Source organism: Mesorhizobium sp. M1295 (assembly GCF_040318135.1).
Classification (GTDB): domain Bacteria; phylum Pseudomonadota; class Alphaproteobacteria; order Rhizobiales; family Rhizobiaceae; genus Mesorhizobium.
Window position 1 is genome coordinate 29894 of the sequence record NZ_JAMYLU010000010.1, and the last position, 20022, is coordinate 49915.

General features: G+C 63.8%; 21 protein-coding genes. 12 read left to right on the top strand and 9 right to left on the bottom strand.

Going from position 1 to position 20022, the window contains the following annotated elements; genetic code table 11:
* The 3 genes from NKH29_RS15695 to NKH29_RS15705 are packed head-to-tail and all read right to left on the bottom strand — an operon-like array spanning position 1 to position 4738.
* A complete protein-coding gene (locus NKH29_RS15695) occupies positions 1–2823 on the bottom strand; it encodes a DUF4159 domain-containing protein (protein WP_353000084.1) in 2823 nt (940 codons plus the stop codon).
* Positions 2820–3734: a DUF58 domain-containing protein gene (locus NKH29_RS15700; RefSeq protein WP_352546818.1), complete on the bottom strand. Its 915-nt coding sequence runs from the start codon at positions 3732–3734 to the stop codon at positions 2820–2822. The genes NKH29_RS15695 and NKH29_RS15700 overlap by 4 nt, the downstream gene beginning before the upstream one ends.
* A complete protein-coding gene (locus tag NKH29_RS15705) occupies positions 3734–4738 on the bottom strand; it encodes an AAA family ATPase (RefSeq protein ID WP_023719219.1) in 1005 nt (334 codons plus the stop codon). The genes NKH29_RS15700 and NKH29_RS15705 overlap by 1 nt, the downstream gene beginning before the upstream one ends.
* Positions 4739–4883: 145 nt before the next feature.
* Between NKH29_RS15705 and NKH29_RS15710 the strand changes: the two genes are divergently transcribed.
* The 3 genes from NKH29_RS15710 to NKH29_RS15720 are packed head-to-tail and all read left to right on the top strand — an operon-like array spanning position 4884 to position 7424.
* Positions 4884–5513 (top strand): DUF1285 domain-containing protein, encoded by a 630-nt coding sequence (locus NKH29_RS15710; protein ID WP_353000153.1) that lies wholly within the window; start codon positions 4884–4886, stop codon positions 5511–5513.
* 13 nt (positions 5514–5526) lie between these two features.
* The gene (locus NKH29_RS15715) at positions 5527–6159 is read left to right on the top strand and encodes a CoA pyrophosphatase (RefSeq protein WP_023719217.1); all 633 of its coding nucleotides are present in this window, start codon (positions 5527–5529) and stop codon (positions 6157–6159) included.
* Entirely contained in the window at positions 6156–7424 is a 1269-nt protein-coding gene (locus NKH29_RS15720; RefSeq protein WP_352482077.1) for a CCA tRNA nucleotidyltransferase, read from the top strand. Before NKH29_RS15715 ends, NKH29_RS15720 begins: the two co-directional genes overlap by 4 nt.
* A 3-nt stretch (positions 7425–7427) precedes the next feature.
* Here NKH29_RS15720 and NKH29_RS15725 read toward each other — a convergent pair whose 3' ends face one another.
* The 3 genes from NKH29_RS15725 to hemF form a co-directional block, all read right to left on the bottom strand.
* Positions 7428–7613 (bottom strand): DUF1059 domain-containing protein, encoded by a 186-nt coding sequence (locus NKH29_RS15725; RefSeq protein ID WP_023679490.1) that lies wholly within the window; start codon positions 7611–7613, stop codon positions 7428–7430.
* A gap of 286 nt (positions 7614–7899) precedes the next feature.
* On the bottom strand, positions 7900–8160 hold the full coding sequence (locus NKH29_RS15730) for a DUF1344 domain-containing protein (RefSeq protein ID WP_023679489.1): 261 nt from the start codon (positions 8158–8160) through the stop codon (positions 7900–7902).
* A 258-nt stretch (positions 8161–8418) separates the two neighbouring features.
* The gene (gene hemF, locus NKH29_RS15735) at positions 8419–9333 is read right to left on the bottom strand and encodes an oxygen-dependent coproporphyrinogen oxidase (protein ID WP_353000086.1); all 915 of its coding nucleotides are present in this window, start codon (positions 9331–9333) and stop codon (positions 8419–8421) included.
* A gap of 105 nt (positions 9334–9438) precedes the next feature.
* Between hemF and NKH29_RS15740 the strand changes: the two genes are divergently transcribed.
* On the top strand, positions 9439–9696 hold the full coding sequence (locus tag NKH29_RS15740; protein WP_023679487.1) for a hypothetical protein: 258 nt from the start codon (positions 9439–9441) through the stop codon (positions 9694–9696).
* On the opposite strand, the gene soxR is transcribed toward NKH29_RS15740, so the two are convergent.
* Together soxR and NKH29_RS15750 are read right to left on the bottom strand one after the other, a co-directional pair.
* Entirely contained in the window at positions 9693–10139 is a 447-nt protein-coding gene (gene soxR, locus NKH29_RS15745; RefSeq protein WP_023719213.1) for a redox-sensitive transcriptional activator SoxR, read from the bottom strand. The two genes, NKH29_RS15740 and soxR, sit on opposite strands and share 4 nt — an antisense overlap.
* A gap of 170 nt (positions 10140–10309) precedes the next feature.
* Positions 10310–10768 carry a tRNA (cytidine(34)-2'-O)-methyltransferase gene (locus NKH29_RS15750; RefSeq protein WP_023719212.1) on the bottom strand — a complete coding sequence of 153 codons (459 nt, stop codon included), beginning with the start codon at positions 10766–10768 and terminating at the stop codon, positions 10310–10312.
* Positions 10769–11051: 283 nt separating this feature from the next.
* Between NKH29_RS15750 and NKH29_RS15755 the strand changes: the two genes are divergently transcribed.
* From NKH29_RS15755 to NKH29_RS15770, 4 genes are read left to right on the top strand one after another with little or no spacing between them, the layout of a single operon-like run.
* A complete protein-coding gene (locus tag NKH29_RS15755; protein WP_352482080.1) occupies positions 11052–11594 on the top strand; it encodes a hypothetical protein in 543 nt (180 codons plus the stop codon).
* Between the two features lie 26 nt (positions 11595–11620).
* Positions 11621–13510, top strand: coding sequence for an ABC transporter ATP-binding protein (locus tag NKH29_RS15760; protein WP_352482081.1), 1890 nt, complete (start codon positions 11621–11623; stop codon positions 13508–13510).
* Complete coding sequence (locus tag NKH29_RS15765) at positions 13507–15390, top strand: ABC transporter ATP-binding protein (RefSeq protein ID WP_352546823.1); 1884 nt, start codon at positions 13507–13509, stop codon at positions 15388–15390. The genes NKH29_RS15760 and NKH29_RS15765 overlap by 4 nt, the downstream gene beginning before the upstream one ends.
* A 24-nt stretch (positions 15391–15414) precedes the next feature.
* Complete coding sequence (locus NKH29_RS15770; protein WP_352846587.1) at positions 15415–15729, top strand: DUF6665 family protein; 315 nt, start codon at positions 15415–15417, stop codon at positions 15727–15729.
* Between the two features lie 27 nt (positions 15730–15756).
* On the opposite strand, the gene NKH29_RS15775 is transcribed toward NKH29_RS15770, so the two are convergent.
* Positions 15757–16101 carry a cupin domain-containing protein gene (locus NKH29_RS15775; protein ID WP_352858896.1) on the bottom strand — a complete coding sequence of 115 codons (345 nt, stop codon included), beginning with the start codon at positions 16099–16101 and terminating at the stop codon, positions 15757–15759.
* A 280-nt stretch (positions 16102–16381) separates the two neighbouring features.
* On the opposite strand from NKH29_RS15775, the gene petA reads away from it, so the two are divergent.
* From petA to NKH29_RS15795, 4 genes are all read left to right on the top strand, one after another.
* Positions 16382–16942, top strand: coding sequence for a ubiquinol-cytochrome c reductase iron-sulfur subunit (petA, locus tag NKH29_RS15780; protein WP_023719206.1), 561 nt, complete (start codon positions 16382–16384; stop codon positions 16940–16942).
* Between the two features lie 16 nt (positions 16943–16958).
* The gene (locus tag NKH29_RS15785) at positions 16959–18260 is read left to right on the top strand and encodes a cytochrome b (protein WP_352516104.1); all 1302 of its coding nucleotides are present in this window, start codon (positions 16959–16961) and stop codon (positions 18258–18260) included.
* An 89-nt stretch (positions 18261–18349) separates the two neighbouring features.
* Positions 18350–19222: a cytochrome c1 gene (locus NKH29_RS15790; RefSeq protein ID WP_023719204.1), complete on the top strand. Its 873-nt coding sequence runs from the start codon at positions 18350–18352 to the stop codon at positions 19220–19222.
* Between the two features lie 214 nt (positions 19223–19436).
* Positions 19437–19982 (top strand): adenine phosphoribosyltransferase, encoded by a 546-nt coding sequence (locus NKH29_RS15795; protein WP_023719203.1) that lies wholly within the window; start codon positions 19437–19439, stop codon positions 19980–19982.
* Positions 19983–20022: the final 40 nt, after the last annotated feature.

The following is a 20022-nucleotide window of genomic DNA, read 5'->3' on the forward strand; positions in this document are numbered from 1 at the left end:
CTATTGCCCCAGCCGTTCGAGCAGCACCGGGACGTGCACCTGGTCGGATTTGTAGTTGCCGGTCAGCATGTACATCATGATGTTGACGCCGGCGCGCAGCGCATAGATGCGCTGCATCGGATCCGACGGCACGGTCGGCAATAGCGGGTCGCCATTCTCGTCGACCGCCCAGGCGCCGGCGAAATCATTGGCGGTGATCATGATCGGGGAAACGCCGTCGCCGGTGCGCACCGGGCGGTGCTCGGTGTTGCTGGCTTCGAGCGATGCCTCGACCCAAAGCGGGCTGCCGGCAAAGCGGCCGGGAAACTCTGGAAGGATGTAGAAGGATTTGGTCAGCACGTGGTCCGAAGGCACCGGTTCCAGCGGTGGCACGTTGAGGTTGCCGAGGATGTCGCGCAGCCGCTCCGTTGCGGGGCTGGTCGAATCCGCACCAATGCCGTTGGCGAACTGGTCGCGGGTGTCGAACAAGACCGTTCCGCCCTGCTGCATATAGGCGTCGATACGGGCGATGGCGGCCTCGCTCGGCATCGGGGCGGCGGGATCGATCGGCCAGTAGATCAGCGGGTAGAAGGACAGTTCGTCCTTCGAGATGTCGACGCCGGCCGGTGCTCCGGGTTCGAGCGCGGTTTTTTCGATGAGAAAGCGGGTCAGGCCTTCGAGCCCGGCGCGGCTGATCGAGTCGACACCCGGCTCGCCGGTCAGCACATAGGCGATCCGGGTCTTTGAAATGTCCCCGATCGCCTCCGTATCTCCCGGTTTGGCGTCGTCGGCACGCGCGACGTCCGCGTGGCCAATCAAGGCGCCGAGCGCAATCAGCAGGACGGCTGCCGTCGCCGCAGCACCGGGACGGCGCGGGCGGCGCGACAACAGGCCGCCCATCCAGAATACGGCAAGCGTGTCGAGCACCATCAGCACCAGGGTGGCCGTGACAAGCGGACCTTTGAGGTTGCGCTGCTCGTCGAAGGCATACTGGACGGTGGTGACCGGCACGGTGATCTCAGGCCGGGCCAGCGGCGTGAATGCGCTGTCGCCACCGAGCAGATTGTGAGCGAATACCCCCGTCTCGGAGCCGTAGAGGCCGGGCGGGTTTTCCAGCGTCACCGGCAGCGGGCCGGCGCCGGGCACCAGCGGCCTGGCGTCCGGCGTCGGCGGCACCAGCGTGCCGTCGGCGGCGATCATGCGATAAGGTGCCAGCGACGTGGCGGCGGCTTCGGCATTGGCGACCGCCGCTCCCTGGTTGCGCGACAGTTGCACGATGCGCCGCAGCATCTCGACGAAGCTGCCGGAGATCGGCAGGTTGGACCATGTCGCCTCGGGGGTGACGTGGAACAGCACGAGCGTACCCTTGTCCTTCTTCATCCCGGTCACCAGCGGCGTACCGTCGGCAAGGGTGGCCCAGGTGCGCTCGACGATATCGGGCGTCGGTTCGGCCAGCACCTGCCTGGTGACGGTGACCTCGGTGGGCGGCGCGAGGTCGGCGAAGGGGCCGGTTTTCGGGAATTCGGTGACCGGCTGCGGCGCCGTCCATGACAGCGCGCCGCCCAGCGAGCGCTCGCCTGTGCGGAGCCGGACCGGCAGCAGGTCGTCGTCATTGCCGGCAGCGGCGAGCCGCGAACCGGCAAAACGCACCAGCGTGCCGCCCTTGTCGACCCAGTCGACCAGCCTTTCCCGGGCCTGTTCCGGAATGGTGCCGACATCGGCCATGACGATCATCGCCGGTTTCTGATCGAGCAGTTGCGGGATGGCATCGGCGAGATCGACGCTGGACGGCTCGACGAGATCGGCGAAGGGCTGCAGGGCGCGGCGGATGTAGTAGAGCGGCGACAGCAGCGGTTGCGCCTGGTCGGCCTCGGCCTGCGACAGCAGCCCGACGCGGCGGCGTTTCGAGCTCTCATCGAGCACGCGGACGGCACCGGCCTGGCGTTCGCCATCGAGCGCGATGTAGGCGAAGTCGTTGCGGAGTTCGAACGGCACCGCCATCGTGGCGGTGGCGGTGGTTACGCCCGGGGCAAAGGTCAGCGTCGCGTCGGCGATGCGGCGGCCCTTGTCGTCGAAGGCGCCGGCCGTCACCTGTACAGGTGCCGGATCGCCCGGTGCGCGGATGGCGGTCAGGGCGAAGCCGTCGACCTGGTTATCGGCGCCGGTCAGGCCGGTCAGCGACAGTCGGTCGGAGACGGCCCAGACGACGCGTGCTGCGTTCTTCGACAACAGCGTGTTGAAGGCGGCTTCGTCGCCTTGCGCCGCCAGGCCATCGGCGAGCACGGCAACGCTGGTGCCCGGCAGCGACTCCAGGGCTGATGCGACGCGGGCATAGACGGCGGGGCGGTCGGTCGGGATCGGGCGCGGCTTTGCCGCGCGCAGCCGGTTGAGCGCGGCAGCGGCATCGAAGGGACCGATCTCGGCATTCGGCTTCTCGGCGGTGAAAGCGATGAGCACCGGCACACCGTTCGAATTGGCATCGGCGATCAGCCGCTCGGCGGTGGCGACGCGCTTACCCCAGTCGGCGGCACTTGCCCAGTCATTGTCGATCACCAGCGCCAGGGCAGCGCCCTCGGCCGGCAGCTTTTCGCGCGGGTTGAAGACGGGCTCGGCAAGTGCTGCCACGATAAGCGCGGCCATCAGCAGCCTGAGCAACGTCAGCCACCACGGGCTCTGCTGCGGCGTTTCTTCGCGCCTCAGCACGCGGGCGAGAATCCTGAGCGGCGGAAACACCTCGGTTTGCGGCCTGGGCGGGGTCAGCCGCAGAAGCCACCAGATCACCGGCAGCGCCAGCAGGCCCCACAGCACCATCGGCGCCCCGAAGGAGAGCGGCAGCCAACTCATGCGCGAGCCCTCCCGGCAAAGGCGCCCTCGGCGGTCATCGCCATGTGGATGCGCACCAGCGCCTCGGAGGCAAGGCGGTCGGTATGATTGACGGTAAAGCTCCAGCCAAGCCGTTTGCACCACGCGGCCAGTTCCTGGCGGCGGGCGGCATAAAGCAGGCGATATTCTTCGCCCAGCATTTCGGCGCGGCCGGCGGTCAGCTTGTCGCCGGTCTCAGGATCGGTGAATTCGGTGCGCCCCGCATAGGGGAAGCTTTCCTCGGCCGGATCGGCGACCTCGATCAGATGGGCGCGCACGCCGTGGCGGGCGAGCACGTCCAGCCAGGCTATGGTGTCCTCAACCGGGTCGAGGAAATCGCTGACGATGACGATGTCGCAGAAGCGGCGGATGCCGGACAGGTCGGGCTTTGCCGGCAGGTCGGCGGCGTGCATCAGTTGCGCCGCGATGCGCTCGGCGCCATTGCGGGCGGTGAACGGGTCGGTCAGGCCCGGCCAGGCAATGCGCTCGCCGCTGCGCGACAAAAGCTCGGCCATGGCCAGCGCCAGCACCAGAGCGCGCGACTCCTTGGAAACGCTGGCTCCGGTCGATTTGTAGAGCATGGAAGGCGAGGGGTCGGCCCACAGCCACACCGTATGGGCGGCCTCCCATTCGCGGTCGCGGACATAGGTGTGGTCGTCGCGCGCCGAGCGGCGCCAGTCGATGCGCGAGGAATCGCCTTCGACATAGGGCCGGAACTGCCAAAAATTCTCGCCGATGCCGCGCTTGCGACGGCCATGCCAGCCGGCAATCACCGTGTTGACGATGCGGCGCGCCTCGACCAGCAGGTCCGGCACCAGGGAAGCCCGCAACCGGCCTCTGGCGAGCGCATCGCGCGTCGCTGTCGGTGCCTGCGCTTCACCGATGCGCGCCATCAAATCCCTTTCGCGAGCTTCGCCACGACGTCGCGTACCGTGGTGCCCTCGGCGCGGGCGGCGAAGGTCAGCGCCATGCGGTGCTGCAGCACCGGCTCGGCCAGTGCGCGGACATCGTCGACCGACGGCGCCAGCCGGCCGTCATAGAGGGCGCGGGCGCGGGCGCACAGCGTCAGCGCCTGACTGGCGCGCGGGCCCGGGCCCCAGGCGACGTGCTTGTCGGTATCGGCGTTCCCCTGGCCGGGACGCGCCGAGCGCACCAGCTTGAGGATCGCCTCGACGACGCTTTCAGGCACCGGCATGCGGCGGATGAGCGTCTGGATGTCCTTCAGCCGCGTCGGCTGCAGCACGTTTTCGGCCTTGGCATCCTCGATGCCGGTGGTTTCCAGCAGGATGCGGCGCTCCGCCTCGATCTCGGGGTAAAGGATGTCGACCTGCATCAGGAAGCGGTCGAGCTGAGCCTCGGGCAGCGGATAGGTGCCCTCCTGCTCCAGCGGGTTCTGCGTCGCCAGAACATGGAACGGCGCCGGCAGGTCATGGCGCACGCCGGCAATGGTGACGTGGTATTCCTGCATCGACTGCAGCAGCGCCGACTGGGTGCGCGGCGAGGCGCGGTTGATCTCGTCGGCCATCAGCAGTTGCGCGAAGATCGGTCCGGAAATGAAGCGGAACGAACGCTTGCCGAATTCATCCTGCTCCATCACCTCTGAGCCGAGAATGTCGGATGGCATCAGGTCGGGCGTGAACTGGATGCGGCGCGAATCGAGGCCGAGCACGATGCCCAGCGTTTCGACCAGCTTGGTCTTGGCAAGGCCGGGCACCCCGACCAGCAGTGCATGGCCGCCTGCCAGCAATGCGACGAGCGTGCGCTCGACGACGCTTTCCTGGCCGAAGATGACCCGGCCGACGCCGTCGCGGACCCTCGAAATGTCAGCCAGCGCCTTCTCGGCCTGCGCCACCATGTCCTTTTCGCTGATCGGGCTTTCCTTGATCATAACGCTCATGCAGCATCGATCCTTCTGGTTGGAAATACCGCTTGGCACCTTGGGGGCCGCAGAATGCCGCGATTCGGCCTCGCATGGCGCCTGCAAAGAACTTAAATCACAGACTTAGGCTGACAAGCGGAACAACAGTGACTATTTCGTGACCATGACAGAAGCCGCCGAGCATCGTGAAGAGAGCCTGACGGCCGCGACCGAGGCGCGTGGGCTAGAGGCGCTGGTCTCGCGCGCGACGCGCGCCGGCAAGGGGCCGGCGCCGGTGGAACGCTGGAATCCGGCATTTTGCGTCGATCTCGACATGGAGATCAAGCAGGACGGCACCTGGTTCTATCTGGGAACGCCGATCGGCCGGATGCCGCTGGTGCAGCTTTTCTCCTCGGTGCTGCGCAAGGACGACGACGGCAAGACCTATCTGGTGACGCCGGTGGAAAAGGTCGGCATCCGCGTCGCCGACGCGCCCTTCATCGCCGTCGAGATGGATGTGTCGGGCGCCGGCGACGGGCAAATCATCACCTTTCGTACCAATGTCGGCGATGTGGTCGAGGCTGGGGCGGAGCATCCGCTGCGATTCGTCGACGAGGACGAGACAGGTGGCCTGAAGCCCTATGTGCTGGTGCGCGGGCGGCTGGAAGCGCTGGTGGCGCGGCCAGTGATGTACGAGCTGGTCGAGCACGGCGAAGAGATCGACATCGGCGGCAAGACGATGTTTGCCGTCCGTTCCAAAGGCGAGGTCTATCCGATCATGCCGGCTGAGAAACTGAAACGGCTGAGCGCATGATGGACCGCCTATGATGGATCAGGTGACGCCGGTGCCATTTTCCGCCGCCGAGTTTCGCCAGCGCGTCGTGGCGCAGCCGCAGGCGCATGCCGGTGACGATTTTGGCGACCACCGCTTCAATCCGGGTCATCCCAGGCTGAAACTGGCCAAGGCGCTGCGCGATGCCGCCGTGCTGATCCCGGTGGTCGACCATGGCCACGAGGCCACGGTCCTTTTGACCCGGCGGGCGGAAAAGCTGCGCAACCATTCGGGGCAGGTGGCTTTCCCCGGCGGAACCATCGATCCAACCGATGTGAGCCCGGAAGCGGCGGCATTGCGCGAGACGTTCGAGGAGATCGGTCTCGATGGGGATCATATCGAGATCCTCGGCCGCATGCCGGACTACGTCTCCGGCAGCGGCTATCGCATCGCCCCGGTGCTCGGGATTGTGCGGCCCGGTTTCAGCCTGACGCTGAATTCCGACGAAGTCGATGCCGTCTTCGAGGTGCCGCTGGGCTTTCTGATGGACCCCGCCAACCACACCAGGGACAGCCGCATGTGGAACGACCTCGAATGGTTCTTTTACGAGATGCCCTATGGCGGCCAGCGCATCTGGGGCGTTACTGCGGGCATCATCCGAACGCTTTATGAAAGGCTCTATTCGTGAGCGATCCGGTGTCGATCGCGGGCAAGGCCGGCTGGCTCGACGAAAGCCACTTGCAGCGCCTCCTCGCCGCGCTGACCGACGGTGGCGAGGAGGCGCGTGTCGCCGGCGGTGCCGTGCGCAATGCGCTTATCGGACAGCCGGTTGCCGACATCGACATCGCCACCACCACAGTGCCCGAGGAAACCATCCGGCGCGCCGAGGCGGCAGGCTTCAAGACGGTGCCGACCGGCATCGAGCATGGCACCGTCACCGCGGTCGCCCACGGCAAGGCCTATGAAATCACCACGCTTCGTGCCGATATCGAAACCGACGGCCGCCGCGCCAAAGTGTCGTTCGGCCGCGACTGGAAAGCCGACGCGGAGCGGCGCGATTTCACCATCAATGCACTCTACGCCGAAGCTGACGGAACTGTCGTCGATCTGGTCGGCGGTATCGCCGATATCGAAGCGCGGCGGCTGCGCTTCATCGGCGATCCGGAAGCGCGCATCCGCGAGGATTATCTGCGCATCCTGCGTTTCTTCCGCTTTTTCGCCTGGTATGGGGACGGCAGGCCGGATGCCGAAGGGTTGAAGGCTTGCGCCCGGCTGAAGCAGGGGCTCGACCAGCTCTCGGTCGAGCGCGTCTGGTGGGAGTTGAAGAAATTGCTGTCAGCGCCAGATCCGTCGCGGGCGCTGCTGTGGATGCGCCAGGCCGGCGTTCTGACCGGCGTTTTGCCGGAAAGCGAGAAATGGGGCATTGATGCCATCCACGGGCTGACCAAGACCGAGAAGGATCTGGCCTGGGCGCCGGACCCGCTGCTCAGGCTGGAAGCCATCGTGCCGCCGGATGCCGCGCGCATGAAAACGCTTGCCGAGAGATTGAGGCTTTCCGTGAGCGAGGCAAGCCGCCTGCGGTACTGGGCGATGACCGCTGCCATCGATCCGAAAACAACCGAAGGAGAGTTGGCGAAAAAGCTCTATTCTGGCGACCGCCAAGGCTTTGTCGATCGGTTGCGGCTGTCGCTCGCTTCCGCTCGAGCCCGCGCGGTCGAAGACAATGACGCACTGCTCGAAGCCGGCGGCTTCTCGCGCCTGCTTGCCTTCGCCGCAAAATGGCAAAGCCCTGTTTTTCCGATCAAGGGCGCCGATCTGACGACACTTGGCGCCTCACCGGGGCCGAAGCTTGGTGCAACGTTGAAGAATCTTGAAAAGGAATGGGTCGAGTCCGGTTTTGCGCTTGATCGCGGCGCGCTGCTCAAGCGCGCCGCAGAGGCACTCCAATCCTAACCATCACGCTGCGTCGCGGACCTTTTCGATGCGCGAGCGGATCGCCTCGATCATCGTCTCGCGGATCACCGTCTCGCCATGCGTCTCGCGCAGATGCTCGACGGCACGACGCATGACCTCTGCCTCCTCCTCGGCGCGTGTGTGCCACTCGCAGCCGGGTACGAGCGACCCGCAATGGAATTCCTTCATCGGCTTCTCCTCATTTCCTCCTTGGAGCGCCGCGCAGCGCACTGACACGGAAGCTCCAGACCTTTGATCTCGCGCATGATCTCGAAACCGGGTTCCGGCATTCGGGTTATACGCTGGCCAGCTAAGCATAACACGATCGAACGGTTTTGGTTGCCTTAGAGCGCCGCGCGTCCAAGCCGACAAGCGGCGTTCTAGTGTACGGGTTTGCGAAAAGGCGGAGCATCGCTGCTCCGCCCTCTACGCTACCTCCGAGGCAAGACGTTGTCTTGCTCCAGCGGGCAGGCCATCACTTCACGATCTTGACTGCCTCGGCAATTTTGTCCTTGCCGCTCATATCCCACGTGACGCGGACCTTTTCGCCGACCTTCAGGCCAGGATCCTTGAAGGTCTGGGGCAACGTAAAGGTGGCTCCGTTATCCAGAACTAGGCTCATCGCCGTTCCATCAAAGCTTTTGATCGTGCCGGTGGTGTGCTTGACCGCGGCGAATGCGGCGGTACCAGAGGCGAGAACGGCAGCAGCGGCTGCGGTCATAATAAGCTTGCGCATGGCATGCTCTCCTGGAAAATGCGGGCACCTGCTTGGGAGAGGTACCCCACTTAATCATGGGCCGTCCGGTCACGTCGGGTCGCAGCTCTCGGGGGGTAAGAACCGCCGGCGTTTCCCGGCCCGACGCGACAAATAGCCCAATATTTTCAATAGTATATTAGACGAAAAAGATATTTTCTGGCGCGCCTTGCGCCACATTCGCCGTCAAATTCTCGGGATTTGGACCCGATTGCGGCTCACGTCGCGCTCACCGAGATTTTACGGCCATTTCACCTCTGGCGGCAGGCTGGACAGGATCGAGGCGACATTGCCGCCGGTCTTCAGCCCGAAGATGGTGCCGCGATCGTGAAGCAAGTTGAATTCGACATAGCGGCCGCGGCGGATGAGCTGCTCGTCACGGTCGCCATCGGTCCAGTTGTCGTTGAAGTTGGCGCGCACCAGATGCCCGTAGACGACGAGAAAGGATCGCCCGACATCCTGGACGAAGTTGAAATCGGCGTCCCAGCCGCCTTTGTCCTCGCCCGAATGCAGCCAGTCGAAGAAGATACCGCCGGTGCCGCGTGGCTCGTCGCGGTGCGGCAGGTAAAAGTACTCGTCGCACCAGGCCTTGAATTTCGCGAAGTCGGCGATCGCCGCGTTCTTCTCGCAGGCAAATTGCATCGCCCTGTGGAAGGCGATCGTGTCGGGGTCGTCCTGGCTGCGGCGGCGATCGAGCACCGGTGTCAGGTCGGCGCCGCCGCCGAACCACAGGCGCGATGTGACGACCATGCGCGTGTTCATATGCACGGCCGGCACGTTGGGGTTCCACGGATGGGCGATCAGCGAAATGCCGCTCGCCCAGAAGGACGGGTCGTCGTCGGCGCCCGGCATCTGCTTCCTGAACTCGGGCGAGAATTCGCCATGAACGGTCGAGGTGTGGACGCCGACCTTTTCGAAGACGCGGCCATGCATCATCGACATGATACCGCCGCCACCGTTGCCGGCATCGCGTTGCCACGGCGTCTTTTCGAAGCGGCCGGGCGACCAGCTGGCCTGCGGCCCCTGCAGGTCCTGCTCGATCTGCTCGAAGCTGGCGCAGATGCGCTCGCGCAACGTCTCGAACCACAGCCGTGCCTTCATCTTCTTCTGTTCGATGTCGGCTGGCAGCCCCGCCGGTATCTCGGGTCGTTGCAAATGCTGTCTCCGGTTGCGGGGCGTACCCCGACAAATGACTCGTCTTTTCCGGCCGCGATCCCTAATCTCTTGGATGCAAGGGTCACGTGTGAATGGAGTTCTTTCGTGCGCACCCCGGCAAGACCGCCGCTGGATGGCCTGAAGAAGAGGCTCGACCGTTCGCGCGCCGAGAACGCGCGCATGCCGCGCGACGGCTTCCTGCGCGAGACCTTTGTGCTGCCGCGCTCCGACGCGCGCCTCAAGGCGAAAGAGTGGTTCGAGCGTTTTCCCAAGCAGGCCTATTGGACCGAGATCGAAAGCTGGTTCGAGCGGCCGGGCGACGTCATCGAATTCACCATCAGGCGGCTGCCGGCGGCGGATTAACGCTCGATCAACAGCCGTCTCGCTCCCGGCCCCCGGGTACTCAGCCGGTCGCCCTTGTTCCGCAGCGGGCATTTGTCAATCGACATGCAGCCGCAGCCGATGCAGTCGGTCAGCCCGTCGCGCAGCTTCTTGAGCTGGGCAATCTTCTGGTCGAGTTCGTCGCGCCAAGCCGTCGACAGCAGATTCCAGTCCTCGCGCGTCGGCGTTCGGCCTTCAGGCAGTGATCGAAGTGCTGTGCCGATCTCGGCCAACGAAATGCCGACCTCCTGCGCCACCTTTATGATCGCCACACGCCTCAGCACGTCGCGGCCGTAGCGCCGCTGATTACCGGCGGTACGATGGCTGCGGATCAGCCCGCGCGCTTCGTAGAAATGCAGCGCCGACACCGCGACGCCGCTGCGCATCGCCACCTGGCCGACTGTCAATTCCGTTGCCGCAGCCATCTCCGATTTTCCGCTTGACCTCAGGTTAAGTTGAGCTTGTAACGAAGAAATTCTGGATAGGCAAACCGCAGGAGAAGGCGATGTGCGCCTGGGTTAGAATGACAAGAGAGGGCGCAGTCGTCGACCAGAAAGCGGCCGTACTCGCCGCGCGCGCTGACGGTCTGCAAATCCTATCCAAGCTGCCGCATCGCCTCGCCAGCCACCATGGCGACGGAAAGCGCGACGTTGATGCTGCGCGCGGTGCCCTGCATCGGGATGGTCAGTCGCGCATCCGCCGCCTCGTGGACATGATCCGGAACGCCTGCGGATTCGCGGCCGAACAGAAGAACGTCGGCGCCGGTGAAGACGAAATCCGTATAGGCGCTCGCGGCTTTGGTCGACAGCAGCACCAGCCGCCGCGCTTCGCCTTTACGCCAGTCCTCGAAGGCGTGCCAGTCGACATGCCGGGTCAGCGCCGCCATTTCGAGATAGTCCATGCCGGCCCGTTTCAGCGCCCGGTCGGAGAGCGGGAAGCCGGTCGGTTCGATGATGTCGACCCCAAGGCCGAGGCAAGCGGCGAAGCGCAGGATAGTCCCGGTATTGCCGGCGATATCCGGCTGGTAGAGCGCAATGCGGAGACGGTCGTTCATTTCCGCGTCTTTCTAATAAGTGGCAGATCAGCCACAGAGCTCTCGCGGTTTTGGAAATTCCTGGACTGGCGGGTGGTCATTTTCTGCGAAGTCGGTTATACGGCCAGCATTGTCAACCCGAACCGATGAAGGGGTAATTCATGATGGCCATGCACATCCACCACCCCTCTCGTGGGCTTACCAGCCCGACGGCGGTTTCGGTACGACGATTCTCCTGAACTTCTAGACTTCAATCGCACCGATTCCCGCCGAAACCTTTTTCGGCCTTCGAAGGAATCCGGCGATGTTTTTCAAGCTGTCGAAGGGGCTGAACGCCCCACCTGAACGTGCTTCGACCGATATCACCCTTGCCGCGCGGCGCGTGCCCACGGTCCGGGTTGGTTCACCCTTCTATCTGCATCTTCAACTGGAGGACGGACCGATGTTCGATCCCTGTAGAATACCCGGCTCAAGAAGCCTGCACGAGCGCAAAACCGCGACTTGGGCGCTTTTAATCGGCGAGACCTACTCGTCGGCGGTTCACGCCGAGACCCGCCAGCGTCCGCATCGCGGCATGCTGCCGGACGTCGATTTCTCGCATGCCGTTCCGGACTATAGCCGGCCGTCGCTGGTGCGCCGGATCATCAGGCTCATCCGGCCTGGTGCAAAAACCGGCGCGAAAATCCGGATCGTCAAAACGTCGTCAGCATCGTCAAACGAAACTGTCGGCGAAAGGCCCGCGACAACCTATATAGCGCGAAGCAGGACCGGCGAGGCGGACGATTCCGTATCGCCGGTCCTTGACGCCATGCGGTCTGGGCACGTCGTCCGTTCCCGTGCCGCGTGAGCGGAAACAATATTGTGAGCATCACTATGTTTAGCTGGTTTGAAAAAAGGCTCGATCCGTTTCCGGCTGCGGAACCGGTCGAGCCGCCGAGGACGCTGATCGCCTTCTGCGTGCATTATACGCGCGGCGCGTGGCCCTACATCGCTCTCGATGCGGTGCTGGTGACGGCCATCGCGCTGGCTGAGGTGTGGATGTTCGGCTTCATGGGCCGGATCGTCGACTGGCTGTCGGCGCAGAATCGCGAGACGTTCCTGCAGACCGAAGGCTTGAAGCTGGCCGGCATGGCCTTCATCGTGGTTTTCGCGCTGCCGGCGACGGTCTGGTTCCATTCGCTCCTCAACCAGCAGACGCTGATGGGCAACTATCCGATGCGTATCCGCTGGCAGGTGCATCGCTATCTGCTCAAGCAGTCGATGAGCTTCTATCAGGACGAGTTCGCCGGACGCATCGCGACCAAGCTGATGCAGACTGCGCTCGCGGTGCGCGAATGCGTCATCAAGCTCATCGACGTGCTCAATTATATCGTCGTCTATTTTCTCGGCATGCTGTTCATCGTCGGCTCGGCAGACTGGCGGCTGGCGGCGCCGCTTGCCGTCTGGCTTGCCGGCTATGTCCTGCTCTTGCGCTATTTTATCCCGCGGCTGGGCAAGGTCGGTGAGGAGCAGGCCAATGCGCGCTCGACCATGACCGGCCGTGTCGTCGACAGCTACTCCAACATCCAGACGGTCAAGCTGTTCTCGCATGCGCGGCGCGAAGCGTCCTTCGCCCGGGAAGGCATGGCCGGCTTTCTCGATACCGTCTATCGGTCGATGCGGCTGGTGACGCAGCTCTACGGCCTGCTCTACATCCTGAATTCGCTGCTGTTGTTTTCGGTCACGGCGATCTCGCTGTGGCTGTGGCTCGGCCAGGCCGTGACGATCGGCGCCGTCGCCCTAGTCATCGGCCTCGTGCTTCGGCTGTGGGGCATGTCGCAATGGATCATGTGGGAGATGTCCACGCTGTTCGAGAATATCGGCACGGTGCAAGACGGCATCAGCTCGATCTCGCTGCCCCGCCTCGTCGAAGACAGGCCTGGGGCCAAGGATATTGCCGTGACCAAGGGCGAGATCCGTTTTGAGGACATCCGCTTCCACTACGGCAAGCAGAAGGGCGTGATCGAAAGCCTGTCGCTGACGGTGAAGCCGGGCGAGAAGGTCGGCATCGTCGGCCGTTCGGGTGCCGGCAAGTCGACGCTGGTCAATCTTCTGTTGCGCTTCTACGACCTTGAAAGCGGCAAGATCCTGATCGACGGCCAGGACATCGCGGCGGTGACGCAGGACTCGCTGCGCGCCCAGATCGGCATGGTCACGCAGGACACCTCGCTGCTGCATCGTTCGGTGCGCGAGAACATCCTCTATGGCCGGCCGGACGCCAGTGACGAGATGCTGGTCGAGGCGGCACGCCGCGCCGAAGCGCTTGATTTCATATCAGGGCTTTCGGACGCCGGTGGCCGCAAGAATTTCGACGCGCATGTCGGCGATCGCGGCGTCAAATTGTCCGGCGGCCAGCGGCAACGCATTGCCATTGCCCGCGTTATGCTGAAGGACGCGCCGATCCTCATTCTCGACGAGGCGACGTCCGCGCTCGATTCCGAGGCCGAGGCGGCCATCCAGGAGAACCTCTACAAACTGATGCAAGGCAAGACCGTCATCGCCATCGCGCACCGGCTGTCGACGATCGCCGCCATGGACCGGCTCGTCGTCATGGACAAGGGCCGCGTCATCGAAGAAGGTTCGCATGAGGAACTCGTTGCCAGCGGCGGGCTCTACGCCCAGCTCTGGCAGCGCCAGTCGGGCGGCTTCCTGCTCGACGACGGCCCCTCTGCCAACGATGCAGCCGCCAACGATGCACTCGCCAAGGGTGAAGCCGCCGAATGATGACTGCCATCTACCGCTGGTTCGAGAACTGGGTCTATCCGTTCCGGGAGCCCGCGGACCTTCGGCCACCTGCCGGCGTCAGGGGTTTCCTCTGGCACTATGTCGGGCAGGCGAAGATCGCTTTCTTCGCCATGCTGGTGATCGGCGGCATCGCGCCGTTGGTCGAGGCCGGACTGTTCTACTTCGTCGGGCGGCTGGTCGACATCCTCGACCAGCTTCCTGGCGAACGTAGCTGGCATGCCTTGTGGACTGCCGCCGGCCCCGAACTTGTCTTCATGATCGCCGTGGTGCTGGTCATCCGCACCATCGTCGTCGGCCTGTCGGCGCTGGTCGACGAGCAGACGATCACGCCGGGTTTCTATAATCTGGTGCGCTGGCAGGCGCATCGCCATGTGTCGCGCCAGTCCTACGCCTTCTTCCAGAACGATTTTGCCGGACGTATCGCGACCAAGGTCTGGCAGGCGGGGCAGGCGACCGGCGATCTGATGGAAAGCTTCATCGAGGTCGTCTGGTTCATGGTCGTCTATACGGTGACGACGCTGGCGCTGGTCGCCGGGCTCGATCTCAGGCTGGCGGTGCTGGTGGTGATCTGGATCTCAGCCTTCGGCCTGCTGGCCAGACGCTATTTGCCGGCGATCCGCAAGCATGCCGAGGCCACCGCCGAAGCCGGCTCGATGATCACCGGCCGCATCGTCGATTCCTATTCGAACGTGCAGACGCTGAAGCTGTTCTCGGCCGATGGCGACGACCGCTATATCAGGAACGGCTTCGACATCTATCTCGACGCGCTGCGCCCGTTCACCCGCCGGCTGACCGGCGTGCGCATGGCGCTGACCATGCTGTCGGGGATCATGATCACGGCGATCGCCTGCTTTGCCGTCTATCTCTGGGTCGAAGGCTCGATCACCGTCGGCGCCGTCGCCTTCACGCTGTCCTTGGTGCTGCGGCTGAACATGCTGCTCGGCCGGCTGATGATGCAGCTCAACAGTATTTTGCGGAACCTCGGCGTGCTGGAAAACTCGAAGGCGCTGATCTCGAAGCCGCTCGGCCTGACCGATGCGCCCGACGCGAAAGAGCTTCTCGTTGGCGGTGGGCGCATCGACGTCAGAAACGTCGAGTTCCATTACGGCAAGGGGTCCGGCGTGCTCAACGGCATCGACCTCGTGGTGCGGCCGGGTGAAAAGGTCGGACTGGTCGGGCCGTCCGGCGCAGGCAAGACGACGCTGGTCAACCTGATCCTGCGCCTCTACGACCTCGAGAGCGGCAAGATCACCATTGACGGGCAGGACGTCTCCAGGGTCACGCAGAATTCGCTGCGCGCTAATATCGGCGTCGTCAGCCAGGATACGGCACTTTTCCACCGTTCCTTGCGCGACAACATCAAGCTCGGCATGTCGGAAGCAACCGACGCCGAGGTGATCGCGGCAGCGGAGAAGGCCGAGGCGCAGGAGTTCATCCTCGGCCTGCGCGACAGTCGCGATCGTACTGGCTATGAAGCCTTTGTCGGCGAGCGCGGCGTCAAGCTCTCGGGCGGCCAGCGCCAGCGCGTGGCGATCGCCCGCGTCTTCCTCAAGGACGCACCGATCCTGGTGCTCGATGAGGCGACCTCGGCGCTCGATTCCGACATCGAGGCGGCAATCCAGGAGAATCTGGCAAGGCTGATGGAAGGCAAGACAGTCATCGCCATCGCGCACCGGCTGTCGACCATCGCGGCACTCGACCGGCTGGTGGTGCTCGACGAGGGCCGCATCGTCGAACAAGGCACGCATGACGAACTGGTTGCGCTCGACGGGCTCTATGCACGGCTGTGGAAACGGCAGTCCGGCGGCTTCCTGTTCAACGAAGAGAGCGCGTTGGCCGAGACCCGGCCGGCGGAGTAGTTTTCCATAGACCGGAGTGAAATCATGGCGGTGAGATTGCCATCGAATTTTGGACGGTCCGGCGCGCAGGAGAGCGCGTTGGATCTGCTTGGCCATGAAATCCTCGGCGAAAAGGCGGCAGCGCTCGGCCGCGCCGGCCGGCGCGTCGAGAAAACACTGACGAGGCTGCGCGAGAATGGCGACAGCGACGATCGACCCCGGCTGCTCAAGGACGCAGCCGACGCGGTGCACGGCTATTTCATCCAGCGCGAACTCTGCGGCCTGCGCAAGCACGACGCGGTGATCCGGGAATACAATATTCCCAAGGCCGTGCTGGCCAGGCTCGGCGCCAGCGTATGATCCAAACCGGAATCGGTTTGGGAGGCGTTATTCCAGCCACTCGGTGATGAAGCTGCCGTTCTCGTGTATGTCGGTGGTTTCCAGCGGGCCTGGCCCGAGATTGGTGAATTTGTGCGGCGTGTCCGGCGGTACGATCAGGATCTGGCCGGCCGTGGCCTCGATCTGCCGGTCGCCGACGGTGACCAGGCCGGTCCCGGTCCGGATGATAAAAATCTCGCAATAGGGATGGCTGTGCAGCCTGGGGCCGCCGCCGATCTCAGGCAGGTAGTTGAAGATCAGGCAGCTGTTGGAGCCGTAGGCGCCGCATTGCAACTCGCCCTGCCAGTGGTCGGGCGCCTCGGCCCATTTGTCGCGGTCTATAACATGCGCCATAGGGCGAGGATAAACCGCGCCAGCGCCCGCTGTCGAGGCGAACGCAGTCGTTTGGTTTTCCTGCGATTTTCCAATCATTCCATCGGGCAAATTACGTCCCCGCGACAATCTGCCCTTGTGCCTTCACCCGTCTGGACAAAAACAGGCTTCACGCATAAACCCAAGTCCCAAATGCCGGAGGAATTCGCTAGCCTGTTCGCCATGCGCTGTCGGGCCGGCGCGATTGAGCGGGAACAAGGCTCGGCCGCCGGCATGGAAGAGGCGAAAGGATCAGGCACCCGTGAGCGCAACCGACACCCAGGATCCCAACCGTCGTGATTTTCTCTACGTCGCCACCGGCATGGCCGCGGTGGTCGGCGCGGGCGCCGTCGCTTGGCCGTTCATCGATCAGATGCGTCCGGATGCCTCGACGCTGGCCCTTGCCTCGGTTGAGGTCGACGTCTCTTCGCTGACGCCAGGAATGTCGCTCGTTGTGAAGTGGCGGGGCAAGCCGGTGGTCGTGCGCAACCGCACTGAGCAAGAGATGAAGGACGGCGAGGCGGTCAATCTCGCCGAGCTCAAGGATCCAATTGCCCGCAATGCCAATTTGCCGGCCGACGCGCCGGCGACCGACGCCAACCGCACCACGCCGGGCAAGGAAGCGTGGATGGTGATGGTCCAGGTCTGCACCCATCTCGGCTGCATCCCGCTCGGCCAGGAAGGCGATTTCGGCGGCTGGTTCTGCCCGTGCCACGGTTCCGTATACGACACCGCCGGCCGCATCCGGAAGGGGCCGGCACCCGAGAACATGGCGGTACCGGTGTTCCAGTTTATTTCCGACACCAAGATCCGTATCGGCTGAGGCAAGGGATATTTCGATGAGCGAGGGACACTCGACCTATACGCCCAAGACCGGCATCGGACGCTGGTTCGATTCGCGCATGCCCCTGCCGCGGCTGGTCTATGACAGCTTCATCGCCTATCCGGTGCCGCGCAATTTGAATTATGCCTGGACCTTCGGCGGCATCCTCGCGCTCATGCTGGCGGCGCAGATCCTGACGGGTATCGTGCTGGCCATGCACTACGCGGCCGACAGCACTCTCGCCTTCGATTCGGTCGAGAAGATCATGCGCGACGTGAATTCGGGCTGGCTGCTGCGCTACCTGCATTCGAACGGCGCGTCGTTCTTCTTCGTCGCCGTCTACATCCATATCTTCCGTGGCCTCTACTACGGCTCCTACAAGGCGCCGCGCGAGCTGCTGTGGATCCTCGGCTGCATCATCTACCTGCTGATGATGGCGACCGGGTTCATGGGCTATGTGCTGCCTTGGGGCCAGATGAGCTTCTGGGGCGCCACCGTCATCACCGGCTTCTTCACCGCCATACCGCTGGTTGGCGACTGGATCCAGCAGCTTCTCCTCGGCGGCTTCGCGGTCGACAATCCGACGTTGAACCGCTTCTTTGCGCTGCATTACCTGCTGCCGTTCATGATCGCCGGCGTCGTCGTGCTGCACATCTGGGCGCTTCACGTCGTCGGCCAGAACAATCCGACCGGCATCGAGGTCAAATCGAAGACCGACACGCTCGCCTTCACGCCTTACGCGACCATCAAGGACGGGTTCGGCATGATCGTGTTCCTGTTCGTCTTCGCCTATTTCGTGTTCTACCTGCCGAACTATCTCGGCCATCCGGACAATTACACCGTGGCCAACCCGCTGAAGACGCCGGCCCACATCGTGCCGGAATGGTACTTCCTGCCGTTCTACGCGATCCTGCGCGCCATCACCTTCAATATCGGGCCCATCAACTCCAAACTCGGCGGCGTGCTCTGCATGTTCGGCGCGATTGTAATGCTGTTCCTGGTGCCGTGGCTCGACACCTCGAAGGTGCGCTCGGCTGTCTACCGGCCCTGGTACAAGCTGTTCTTCTGGCTGTTCATGGCCGACGCCATCCTGCTCGGCTGGCTGGGCTCGCAGCCGGCCGAGGGCAGCTATGTGTTCATGGCGCAGATGGCGACGCTGTTCTACTTCGCCTTCTTCCTGGTAGCGCTGCCGGTGCTTGGGCTGATCGAGACGCCGCGGCGGCTGCCGAATTCGATCACCGAGGCGGTGCTCGAGAAGAACAAGGGTGGCGGTGGACATCCTGCCGGCGCCACGGCCGCGCCGGAAACCAAAGGCTGAGCATGATCCCGAAAAGTGGAAACCGGTTTTCGGACAAGATCATGCTCGGGACGATGACCGCGCGTCAGAGAATCTCAAGGGGATATGGCATGAAGAAGATTCTCGCCTCGTTGGCGCTGCTTGGCCTTGTGGCCGCGGGCATTGGGGCCACAGGCACTGGAGCGAGCGCCCAGGAAGAGGCGCACAATGAGGCGGCGCCGACGCATTTCCCGATTGACGAACCGAAGGAAATGGACTGGAGCTTCGCCGGGCCATTCGGCACCTACGACAAGGCCCAGCTGCAGCGCGGGCTCAAGGTCTACAAGGAAGTCTGCTCGGCCTGCCATTCGATGAATTTGGTGGCGTTCCGTACGCTGGAAGGCCTTGGCTATTCGGATGCGCAGATCAAGACGCTGGCGGCCGAATATACGATCCATGACGGCCCGAACGATGCCGGCGACATGTTCGATCGTCCCGGCAAGCCGTCCGACCATTTTCCGCCGCCGTTCCCCAACGAGGAAGCGGCGGCGGCGGCCAATGGCGGTGCAGCACCGCCCGACATGTCGCTGCTGGCCAAGGCGCGCGGCGTCGAGCGCGGCTTCCCGCGCTTCGTGTTCGACATCTTTACGCAATATGCCCAGGGCGGCCCCGACTACATCCACTCGCTGCTGACCGGCTACGACCAACAGCCGCCGGCGGGCATGGTCATACCAGAAGGCACGCACTACAATCCGTACTTCCTGTCCGGCGTGTCGCTGAAGATGCCGAAGCCGCTCTCCGACGGCCAGGTTACCTATGATGACGGGGCGCCGCAGACGGTCGACCAGTATTCTCGCGACGTGTCGGCCTTCCTGATGTGGGCGGCAGAACCGCACCTCGAGGACCGCAAGAAGACCGGCTTTCGCGTACTGGTCTTCCTGCTGCTGTTCGGCGCACTGGTCTACCTGACCAAGCGCAAGGTGTGGGCCGGCGTGGCGCACTGAGCCCTGCGATATAAGAGAATGCGAGGGCGTCGAAAGGCGCCCTTTTCATTGCAGGCATGTCGATTCATCGCAGCCGGCGCTGAACAAGGCCCTTTGCCGGACAATTTTCCGTCAGGCGTCACATGGCGGTAGCCGGACTTGGCTGCACCGGGTTACGATTGGCCAATTCCTTTCACGTCTTTAGCCGAATCTGAATGGCCCGGAGAGCCGCTTGATGAAGTCCTCGCTCGAAGAGACGCTGCTTGCCGCGATCCGCACCATTCCGGATTATCCCAAGCCGGGCATCCTGTTTCGCGACATCACCACGCTGCTCGGCAATGCGCGGGCCTTCCGCCGCGCGATCGACGAACTGGTGCATCCCTATGCCGGCCTGAAGATCGACAAGATCGCCGGCATCGAGGCGCGCGGCTTCATCCTCGGCGGCGCCATCGCCCACCAGCTCTCAGCCGGCTTCGTGCCGATCCGCAAGAAGGGCAAGTTGCCTTACGAGACGGTGCGCGTCGCCTACAGCCTGGAATACGGGCTGGACGAGATGGAGATGCACAAGGACGGTGTTTCTCCGGGCGAGAAGGTAATCCTCGTCGACGATTTGATCGCCACCGGCGGCACGGCGGAGGCGGCCGTCAAGCTATTGCGGCAGATCGGCGCCGACATTCTCGCCGCCTGCTTCGTCATCGACCTGCCGGACCTTGGCGGCCGCGAGAGGTTAGAGGGGCTCGGCGTGCCGGTGAGGACGCTGATCGGGTTTGAGGGGCATTGAGCGTTTCTTCCTTCTCCCCCGTGGCAGAAGGGAAGAATTC